We start from the raw sequence: 9928 nt of genomic DNA on the forward strand, positions 1-9928 counted from the left end.
TTAATCGTAAGAAACGCGCGTGCCGTGGCTGTAGTCAGCTTCATTGCGCTTCATTCCGCCGCGCGCTTCAATTTCTTGCGTTAATTCCCGGTATTTTGATTGGCCTTCTTCGTTCAAGTAAGGCATAATTTGCTGAAAGGCATGATGAAAATAAGCGAGTTCACTGTTCTTCCAATCTTTTTTGGAAAGCATGTTCAATTCGCTCATATCACGTCCGACATACATAACAGAAGACCCCCTTTAAAGTTCTTGCCATTATTGTTTGTGGAAATAAAAGAACTATACGCTACAAGGAGATGAGGAAAAATGGAACAAAATAAATGTGCACTCGTAACAGGAAGCAGCCGCGGTGTCGGAAAAGCGGCCGCGATCAGACTTGCTGAGAACGGCTATAACATCGTCATTAACTATGCCCGCAGCAAAAAAGCAGCACTAGAAACAGCAGAAGAAATCGAAAAGCTTGGTGTTAAAGTGCTTGTCGTAAAAGCAAACGTAGGACAGCCTGCAAAAATCAAAGAAATGTTTCAGCAAATTGATGAAACGTTCGGCAGACTTGATGTTTTTGTCAATAATGCCGCTTCAGGCGTTCTGAGACCTGTCATGGAACTAGAAGAAACACACTGGGACTGGACGATGAACATTAATGCGAAAGCATTGCTTTTCTGCGCTCAGGAAGCTGCCAAGCTAATGGAGAAGAACGGAGGCGGGCATATTGTCAGCATCAGTTCATTAGGCTCTATCCGCTATCTTGAAAACTACACTACGGTTGGTGTATCAAAAGCAGCGTTAGAGGCTCTAACACGTTATCTTGCGGTTGAGCTTTCACCAAAACAAATTATTGTCAATGCTGTTTCAGGCGGAGCGATCGACACAGATGCGCTGAAACACTTCCCGAATAGAGAAGATTTGCTTGAGGATGCGCGCCAAAACACACCGGCGGGCCGCATGGTCGAAATTAAAGACATGGTTGATGCCGTTGAGTTTCTAGTGTCTTCCAAGGCTGACATGATCCGCGGACAGACTATTATCGTTGACGGCGGACGCTCACTGCTCGTTTAAAAATTTTTAAAAAAGAGGAATAGCTATACGATCACCTGCACATTCTAATGACCGTGGAGGTGATAACAATGGCTAACTCAAATAATTTCAGCAAAACAAACGCTCAACAAGTTAGAAAACAAAACCAACAATCAGCTGCTGGTCAAGGTCAATTCGGCACTGAATTTGCTAGCGAAACAAACGCTCAGCAAGTTAGAAAACAAAACCAGCAATCAGCTGGCCAACAAGGTCAATTCGGCACTGAATTCGCTAGTGAAACTGACACACAGCAGGTAAGACAACAAAACCAATCTGCTGAACAAAACAAACAACAAAACAGCTAATCACTGAAACAGAAAAAAGCACTTCATCTTCGGGTGGAAGTGCTTTTTTCTGTTTGAAAAACGACAAAACTTGTGGAAGGTCTACAGAATGAGTCAAAGGGTTTGCTTTATGGAGATCGAAATGATTAAAGGAGGAAACGTTTATACTTTCACCAGGCTGAAGGAGGAACCGATGACGGAATTTGAAAAGCTGGTAAGTGAACAGATGAAAACGATGGATAAGCTTCTCGATCTCCAATCAGAGCTCGACCGCTGCAAACAAATTGAAGCGGAACTCAGGCATTTGGATAGGGATGCAAGGCTGCGGGGGATTCAGGCTGAAATTGCGGTGAAACGGAAACACCTTGCCGATATACAAGATATGTTTCAAAAACAGACAGAGCAGGTCATTCGTTCTTATCGCAGCTCAGAAAAGCCGTCTTCCTTTGTGTAGTGCAGGAATGTGCCATTCCCCGGCCGGAATGGCTCTTTTATTTTCATTTTTCAAATTGTAACGTTATAATAGGTAAAAGACGTTGTCGGTAAGCAAATTTGGACATACTAACTGTAGGGCTTTATAGAAAGTAGGGGAGAAATATGGGCTATCCCAAGGAAGGAGAAACCATTCAAATTCACAGCTATAAGCACAACGGGCTGATTCATAGAATTTGGAATGAGACAACAATCTTAAAAAGTACAGAAATGTGTGTCATCGGGGCCAATGACCGGACGATGGTAACCGAATCAGACGGCCGGACATGGATAACCAGAGAGCCCGCAATCTGTTATTTTCACGCAAGACAATGGTTTAATGTCATCGGGATGCTGAGGGAAGACGGGGTTCATTATTATTGCAACATCAGTTCTCCGTTTGCCTATGATGGCGAAGCAATTAAATATATCGATTATGACTTAGATGTTAAGGTTTTCCCTGACATGACCTACAATATTCTTGATGAAGACGAATATGATGATCACCGGAAAGCCATGAATTATCCAAAAGAAATCGACAGTATATTAAGAGACTACTTAAACACGCTGCTCCATTGGATTCACCAGCGTCAGGGACCGTTTGCGCCCGAGTTTGTTGATATGTGGTATGAACGGTATTTGCGCTATACAAAATAATGGTTACGTAAAAACCTGTTGCGGGGTACAACAGGTTTTTCACATGGGCTCACACACATCATGATCAAGAGAGAGGGGGAATCAACGTGGGGGTTATGAAACGCTACATGCAATTCGTCAAACCTTATAAGAAGCAAATTTTCGTTACAGTGTTAATCGGGATCGTAAAATTCTCCATTCCGCTTGCTCTCCCATTGCTTCTGAAGTACGTAGTTGACGACATTATTCAAGGAGGCGGCACGGCTAGTGACAAAACAACGTCATTGTTCACGATTATGGCGATCATGTTCGCCTTATTTTTAATTTTGCGCCCGCCTGTTGAATATTATCGGCAATATTTTGCCCAGTGGACGGCCAGCAAGGTGCTTTATGACATAAGAGCTAAGCTGTTTGACCATATACAGAAGCTCAGCCTTCGTTTTTATGCGAATACAAGAACAGGGGAAGTCATTTCCCGAGTGATTAATGATGTAGAACAAACAAAGGATTTCGTCATCACAGGCCTGATGAATATATGGCTAGATATGCTGACGATTTTGATCGTGATCTCTATCATGCTGACGCTGGACATAAAATTAACACTGATCTCTATCGTTTTATTCCCATTATACGGTATATCAGTGAAGTATTTTTACGGCCGTTTACGAAAGCTGACAAGGGAGCGCTCACAGGCGCTTGCTCAAGTACAGGGGCATTTGCACGAGCGCATTCAAGGCATGCCGGTCATCAGGAGCTTTGCAATAGAAGACCATGAACAGGCTCAATTTAATGAGAAAAATGGTCATTTCTTAGATAAGGCCATCAGCCACACGAATTGGAATGCCAAAACCTTTGCGGTCGTTAATACCATTACAGATTTGGCGCCGCTCATCGTCATTGCGTGCGCCGGCTATTTTGTCATTAATGGACCGCTGACAGTCGGAACAATGGTCGCGTTTGTCGGATATATTGACAGAATGTACAACCCTGTGAGAAGGCTGATCAATTCCTCTACAACCTTGACACAGTCAATCGCATCAATGGACAGGGTGTTTGAATTTATCGACGAGCCCTATGAACTCACTGACAAACCAAATGCGATTAAGGCAGATCAGATTCGCGGAGGAGTGGAGTTTCAAAACGTTTCATTTCAATATGAAAAGGAAAAAGAAAACATTCTCCATGATGTCTCTTTAAAAGTAAATAGAGGGGAAACTGTAGCTCTCGTCGGCATGAGCGGAGGAGGAAAATCAACGCTCGTCAGCCTGATCCCGAGATTTTATGATGTTTCAAGCGGCAGACTGCTGATTGACGGGAAGGATATACGCGATTATGAAGCGCGAAGCCTTCGCAACCAGGTTGGCATGGTGCTGCAGGATACCTTTTTATTCAGTGAAACGATTCGGGAGAATATCGCAATCGGCAAACCTGATGCCACTCTTGAAGAAATTATTGAAGCCGCCAAAGCTGCAAATGCCCATGAATTTATCATGGGTTTTCCAGAAGGATATGAGACCCGGGTGGGAGAACGAGGCGTTAAGCTTTCAGGCGGACAAAAGCAGCGGATCTCAATTGCGCGGGTATTCCTGAAAAATCCGCCGCTCCTCATTTTAGATGAAGCGACATCCGCTCTTGATCTGGAAAGTGAGCATTATATTCAAGAAGCGATGGACAAACTGGCGAAGGACAGAACAACTTTTGTTGTCGCCCACCGTTTATCGACGATCACACATGCGGATAAGATTGTCGTCATGGAAAACGGCACAATCATTGAAACCGGAACCCATGATGAACTCATGGACAATGACAGCCAGTACAAGCACTTATTTACCATTCAAAATTTGAACTAAAACATCAATCTTATATCCTTTTAACGAAGGATATAAGATTTTTTTGTATAAAAAAACCCGGCTGTTTAACCGGGTTACTCTTCCGTTTCTATTTCGCAGTCTTTCGGATGATACGTTTGAAAACTTGTGATGAGTGTTTCTAAATGTTCGAGCTGCTCGCGGTACTCTACGGCGCTTGCCATAATATTGAGCATGTTGTAATCAATAAGCTCCTCATCCGTATTTTGCTGATTTTTTAAAAAGGACTTTGTTAAAAGCTGCTTATATCGAATGCCTTCTTCATCCGCGTCATCATGCGGCTTGATTTTGCCGACAAACCTCATTAAAATCCGTTCATGCCAGTAAAGCAGGTAATCAAGCTCTTCAGTCAGTGTTTCCTGAAACTCTTCCGGCATATGATAGATCTCGTTTTCCAGACGATGCAGCTTCTTCAATGTATCAAGCGCCCGGTTTGCAGTAATAATTGCCTGTCTGAACAGGACAAGCTTTCTTGATTTCACATAAGTCGTTTTCTTAAAGTAACTTCTTTCTTCTTTATATAGAAGATATGTCTGATCAAGCTTGATCATTTTTTCTTTCAGTTTTTCAATATCCTCTTTCAAAATCGAATGCTCTGTCGACTGCCGCATGGACAATCTGATCCACTTCATAATTTCTTCGGTGTTTTCGACGGTATTATGAATCAGCTTTGTTTCGTACTTAGGAGGCAAAAACACAAGGTTGACGATAAAGGAAGAAAGCACCCCTAAGATGACTGTGCTTGTTCTGATCAGCGCGAACATTAAAAAGTCGTCACCGGCAGATTCTAATATCGCAATGACTGTTACAAGAGCAATTGAAATTGTATGTTCAATTTTAAGTTTCAGCATGATTGTAATGACAATAACTGCTGTTAACCCGATCATAATCGGGCTGGGTCCGAAAATAAGGCCGAACACTGTGGCAATCACAGCTCCGATGATATTTGCCTGAACCTGGTCAATAATAATGAGAAAAGAGCGGTAAATCGACGGCTGAATCGCAAATATCGCTGCAATTCCAGCGAAAATCGGCGCGGGAAGCCCGATCCACGAAGCCAAATAAAGGGCAAGTGTAATCGCAATCCCGGTTTTGAAAATGCGGGCACCAAGTTTCATTGGTTTGTGCGTGCATTCCTTTCTATAGTAAATTGTGTGACATAGCAAATGGGCTAATCCTTAAAATTCCCGGTTAGTTTATTTGCTAAACAATTAAGTAATATACAGGGATCGATACAAATATTCAAGCTATTTTTCTAGAAAAAGACCAAAATCTTACACGTTATTTGAATCCATAAAAAAACAGGAGCTCAATGCTCCTGTCCAAGGTGTCAAATTCTAGTTTTTAAGATGTTTAAAAGCATCCTCGACCGCCTCAAGCGTGTCTTTAATATCCTGCTCTGTATGTGCTGTCGTGATAAACCAGGCTTCATACTTAGAAGGTGCTAAATTAACTCCGCGTTCCAGCATCAGTTTGAAAAACTTAGCGAATGTTTCACCGTCACTCCGTTCAGCCTGCTCATAATTTTCGACTTTCTCATCAGAGAAATAAACCGTGAGTGCGCCTTTTAACCGGTTGACTGAAATTGTGATGCCGTGTGTTTTTGCGTGCTGCAAAATGCCTTCTTCCAGCATTGCGCCAAGGTGATCAAGCTTTTCATACACGCCTTCCTCTTTGAGCACTTCCAGACAAGCGATGCCTGATAGGATGGAAGCGGGGTTCCCTGCCATTGTTCCAGCCTGATAAGCAGGCCCTAGCGGAGCTACCTGCTCCATGATTTCTTTTTTGCCGCCATAGGCGCCAATCGGAAGTCCGCCGCCGATAATTTTTCCGAGCGCTGTTAAATCCGGTTTCACCTGTAAGAGATCCTGCGCGCCGCCATACATAAAGCGAAAAGCCGTAATGACTTCATCGTAAATAACGAGAGCGCCTGCATTGTGCGTCAATTCATTTACTTTTTCTAAGAAACCTTCTTTTGGCTCAACGATACCGAAGTTGCCGACAATCGGTTCAACGAGAACTGCCGCGATTTCACTGCCCCATTTATCAAGAGCCTCTTTATAGCTTTCGATATCATTAAATGGAACAGTGATCACTTCGTTTGCAATGCTTTTTGGTACACCGGCTGAGTCCGGAGTGCCGAGAGTGGACGGGCCGGAGCCTGCAGCGACAAGCACAAGGTCCGAATGCCCGTGATAGCAGCCTGCAAATTTAATGATTTTTGTCCGGCCTGTATATGCGCGGGCCACGCGGATGGTCGTCATAACGGCTTCTGTTCCCGAATTGACGAATCTTACTTTGTCCATAGCGGGAATAGCTTCTTTGAGCATCTTTGCAAATGTAACCTCATGTTTCGTCGGTGTTCCATACAATACACCGTTCTCTGCCGCTTTTTTAATCGCTTCTGTAATATGCGGGTGGGCATGTCCTGTAATAATCGGACCATACGCTGCTAAATAATCGATGTATTTGTTGCCGTCCACATCCCAAAAATAAGCGCCGCTTGCTTTCTCCATTGCAACGGGAGAACCGCCGCCGACTGCTTTATATGATCTAGACGGGCTGTTTACACCGCCGACAATGTGCTCTAATGCCTCATTGTGAAGTTCAATTGATTTTGTATGCAAGAATAAAAACCTCCTATATCTCCATGCGTCCTTTCTATTGTAGCATGCTTCCGAACAAGAACAATGGCTTTGGGCTTCAGATGCAGCTGAGATGGTTGTAATCTGGACAAGAATTGGATACGCTTAATAAAAAAACATCCGGAGGTAACGTAATGACTATAGAAATCGGACAAAAAGCGCCTGATCTTGAGTTAAAAGGCGATCATGGGGAAACAGTAAAATTATCGGATTATAAAGGAAAGTATATTGTGCTTTATTTTTATCCAAAGGACATGACACCGGGGTGTACAACGGAAGCCTGCGATTTTCGGGACAATCACGAAAGCTTCAGTGAACTGGATGCCGTCATTATCGGTGTCAGCCCGGACAGTCAGGAAAAACACGGAAAATTTAAAGAGAAGCATGACCTTCCATTTCTGCTTCTTGTTGATGATGAGCATAAGCTGGCGGAAGCGTTTGATGTGTGGAAGCTGAAGAAAAACTTCGGAAAAGAATATATGGGAATCGAGCGCTCCACTTTTTTAATTGATAAAGAAGGCCGTCTCGTTAAAGAATGGAGAAAGGTAAAAGTGAAAGACCATGTAGCCGAAGCGCTTCAAACCCTCAAGGATATGTCGGAAAAGTAAATTCGTCTTTCAGCCTCAAATGATATGCTTACTTTTACCCTGATATCAATTGACAAATTATCGTAGAAAGAGTTACACTAATTATAAACATTACAATGTAAGAATTTTTTTTAGAAGAGAGGTGCATGACGGATGGCTGCACATGAACTAAAAGAAGCCTTAGAAACGTTGAAGGAAACCGGAGTTCGCATTACTCCTCAACGTCATGCGATTCTGGAATATCTCGTTAACTCTATGGCTCATCCAACAGCGGACGATATATATAAAGCTCTGGAAGGGAAATTTCCTAACATGAGCGTAGCGACGGTATATAACAATTTGCGTGTGTTCCGAGAATCGGGTTTGGTAAAAGAGCTCACATACGGTGATGCTTCCAGCAGATTCGATTTTGTCACATCCGATCACTATCACGCGATTTGTGAAAACTGCGGGAAAATTGTGGACTTCCATTACCCGGGCCTTGACGAAGTTGAGCAGCTTGCTGCCCACGTCACTGGTTTCAAGGTAAGCCACCACCGTTTAGAAATTTACGGCGTCTGCCAAGAGTGTTCGAAAAAAGAAAATCATTAAAAATAAGCTGACCGCACGAAACGGTCAGCTTATTTTATTTCGACATTTTCTTTTTATTATAAGACTCATCAAATTCTTTTCCTTCTAATCCCTTATCTAAAGTCAGCGGCTCTCGGCAATGCATGCACATATCGACTCTTCCTAAAACCTTTGTCTCTTTATTACAGCCTGGACAAATGACGCGAACCGCTTTAGTCGAAAGCATTCCAATCCAAAAGTAAACAACCGTGCTGAGACCGATCGATAAGAGCCCAAGTATCATAAACAAACTAGAAAGCAAAACTGACTCTTTGAAAAAAATCCCGATGTACATAATGATAAACCCAACGAAAACCAAACTTAACGCGAATGTTCTGATTTTATTAATTTTGCTGGAGTATTTCGCCATGTCCATCCCCCTCTGATTTAACTATAGCACAAACCCGATGGGATTTTCTTCATGTTTTCGGTTGAACTGGAATTTACTTATGGAGACTTGCTGTGAAATTGTTTATAATAGTTCAATGTGTTTAGAAAAAAGGAATTTCGTTTTAACCATAGAATTGAATCAAATAGAGAATAAAAAAATTTGAACAATTGCATTGGAGGAATAGTGATGGAAAATCTTCTCCGCCCAATTTACCAAGAAAGAGCAAGTCACCCCAATACATTAGCTGTCATTATGATTGAGAGAAGAAACAAAACATCTTCCTTAACAGACAACTTTGACGCAGCTTTGCTGGTGATTGTAAAGGATGCTGATGAGCCAGTTTTTATAAAGCACTATGAATTCGATCATCAAACAGCTTCTTTGCATGTGGTAACAGATTCTCAGATTCAAGAATGGATTTTGCTTGGAACAAATAGAAGAATCATAGATTGGATTGTAAATGGCAGAATCTTGTTTGACCGTAATGAATACGTTGCTGAACTGATTGACAGGCTGAATACATTTCCGTTTGCCGAACGTAAACTGAAGATCGGACTCGAATACGGCAAATTAATCAGAAGGTATGTTGAAGGAAAAGCTTTTTTTGAAGCCAATCAATTTTTAGATGCCTACAACGCCGTTGTTCATGCGTTGCATCATTTAGCACGTATTGAAGTAATCGACAGAGGATTTCATCCCGAAACCACGGTGTGGAGCCAAGTGCGCCAGATGGAGCCCCAAGTGTACAAATTATATTCCGAGCTGATTGAAAGTCACGAGAGCTTGGAAAAAAGACTAGAATTATTATTCTTAGCAAATGATTTTCTAATCCATTCTAAAGCAGAGATCGGTTCGGCGCATCTTTTCGAAGTAATGAAAGAAAAAGACATTTGGCAATTCGGTGAGCTTCTTCAACATCATGACCTAAAGCACTTTACACAGGATCTTGGCGTTATGCTTGATTACTTGACAGAAAAGGGACTTATCAACGTCAGCCAAATAGAAACGAAAGGACAGGCTGTCTATCACCGAGGATATTCTTTTAAAAAAGGTGTTGACTCTATTTCTTGACCGTGTTATATTATTAAACGTCGCTGATGCGCTTCTGAAAAATAAGCTCACAGCGGCGGGGAAATAAATCAAAAAACATTTGACAAAAGAAAGTCAAAATGTTATATTAATAAAGTCGCTTCGACAAGAAGTGAAAATGATCTTTGAAAACTAAACAAGACAAAACGTACCTGTTAATTCATTTTTATAAATCGCACAGCGATGTGCGTAGTCAGTCAAACTAGGGCCTGCATGACGCAGGTCACACAGGTGTCGCCGCAGGATGCGGTGAACTTAACCTGTGATCCAT

Annotated in this window: 12 protein-coding genes; 8 read left to right on the forward strand and 4 right to left on the reverse strand. The window is 42.3% G+C overall.

The window, feature by feature from the left end; translation table 11 throughout:
* Complete coding sequence (locus tag ACQXR1_RS19840) at positions 1-225, reverse strand: hypothetical protein (RefSeq protein WP_430772743.1); 225 nt, start codon at positions 223-225, stop codon at positions 1-3.
* 81 nt (positions 226-306) lie between these two features.
* Between ACQXR1_RS19840 and fabL the strand changes: the two genes are divergently transcribed.
* The 5 genes from fabL to ACQXR1_RS19865 all read left to right on the forward strand — a co-directional run bounded on the left by fabL (position 307) and on the right by ACQXR1_RS19865 (position 4318).
* A complete protein-coding gene (gene fabL / locus ACQXR1_RS19845; protein ID WP_430772744.1) occupies positions 307-1059 on the forward strand; it encodes an enoyl-[acyl-carrier-protein] reductase FabL in 753 nt (250 codons plus the stop codon).
* Between the two features lie 68 nt (positions 1060-1127).
* Positions 1128-1382 (forward strand): gamma type acid-soluble spore protein SspE, encoded by a 255-nt coding sequence (sspE, locus tag ACQXR1_RS19850; protein ID WP_014663277.1) that lies wholly within the window; start codon positions 1128-1130, stop codon positions 1380-1382.
* 172 nt (positions 1383-1554) lie between these two features.
* Positions 1555-1815, forward strand: a complete 261-nt coding sequence (locus ACQXR1_RS19855; protein ID WP_430772745.1) for a YgaB family protein — start codon at positions 1555-1557, stop codon at positions 1813-1815.
* A gap of 143 nt (positions 1816-1958) precedes the next feature.
* Complete coding sequence (gene ntdP / locus ACQXR1_RS19860; RefSeq protein WP_003223272.1) at positions 1959-2489, forward strand: nucleoside tri-diphosphate phosphatase; 531 nt, start codon at positions 1959-1961, stop codon at positions 2487-2489.
* A gap of 86 nt (positions 2490-2575) precedes the next feature.
* Positions 2576-4318 (forward strand): ABC transporter ATP-binding protein, encoded by a 1743-nt coding sequence (locus ACQXR1_RS19865; protein ID WP_430772746.1) that lies wholly within the window; start codon positions 2576-2578, stop codon positions 4316-4318.
* A 74-nt stretch (positions 4319-4392) separates the two neighbouring features.
* On the opposite strand, the gene ACQXR1_RS19870 is transcribed toward ACQXR1_RS19865, so the two are convergent.
* Positions 4393-5454 (reverse strand): aromatic acid exporter family protein, encoded by a 1062-nt coding sequence (locus ACQXR1_RS19870; protein WP_430772747.1) that lies wholly within the window; start codon positions 5452-5454, stop codon positions 4393-4395.
* 219 nt (positions 5455-5673) lie between these two features.
* Positions 5674-6963 carry a glutamate-1-semialdehyde 2,1-aminomutase gene (locus ACQXR1_RS19875; protein WP_041521271.1) on the reverse strand — a complete coding sequence of 430 codons (1290 nt, stop codon included), beginning with the start codon at positions 6961-6963 and terminating at the stop codon, positions 5674-5676.
* A 152-nt stretch (positions 6964-7115) separates the two neighbouring features.
* Between ACQXR1_RS19875 and bcp the strand changes: the two genes are divergently transcribed.
* Both bcp and perR read left to right on the forward strand, forming a co-directional pair.
* Complete coding sequence (gene bcp / locus ACQXR1_RS19880; protein ID WP_014663282.1) at positions 7116-7589, forward strand: thioredoxin-dependent thiol peroxidase; 474 nt, start codon at positions 7116-7118, stop codon at positions 7587-7589.
* 132 nt (positions 7590-7721) lie between these two features.
* On the forward strand, positions 7722-8159 hold the full coding sequence (gene perR / locus ACQXR1_RS19885; RefSeq protein WP_003223285.1) for a peroxide-responsive transcriptional repressor PerR: 438 nt from the start codon (positions 7722-7724) through the stop codon (positions 8157-8159).
* A 34-nt stretch (positions 8160-8193) separates the two neighbouring features.
* Here the strand turns inward: perR and ACQXR1_RS19890 are convergent, their stop codons facing one another.
* A complete protein-coding gene (locus tag ACQXR1_RS19890; protein ID WP_306289970.1) occupies positions 8194-8547 on the reverse strand; it encodes a YgzB family protein in 354 nt (117 codons plus the stop codon).
* Between the two features lie 207 nt (positions 8548-8754).
* Between ACQXR1_RS19890 and ACQXR1_RS19895 the strand changes: the two genes are divergently transcribed.
* On the forward strand, positions 8755-9639 hold the full coding sequence (locus tag ACQXR1_RS19895) for a nucleotidyltransferase-like protein (protein ID WP_430772748.1): 885 nt from the start codon (positions 8755-8757) through the stop codon (positions 9637-9639).
* Positions 9640-9928: the final 289 nt, after the last annotated feature.

It is taken from the genome of Bacillus sp. ATD (assembly GCF_050585765.1).
GTDB lineage: Bacteria > Bacillota > Bacilli > Bacillales > Bacillaceae > Bacillus > Bacillus stercoris.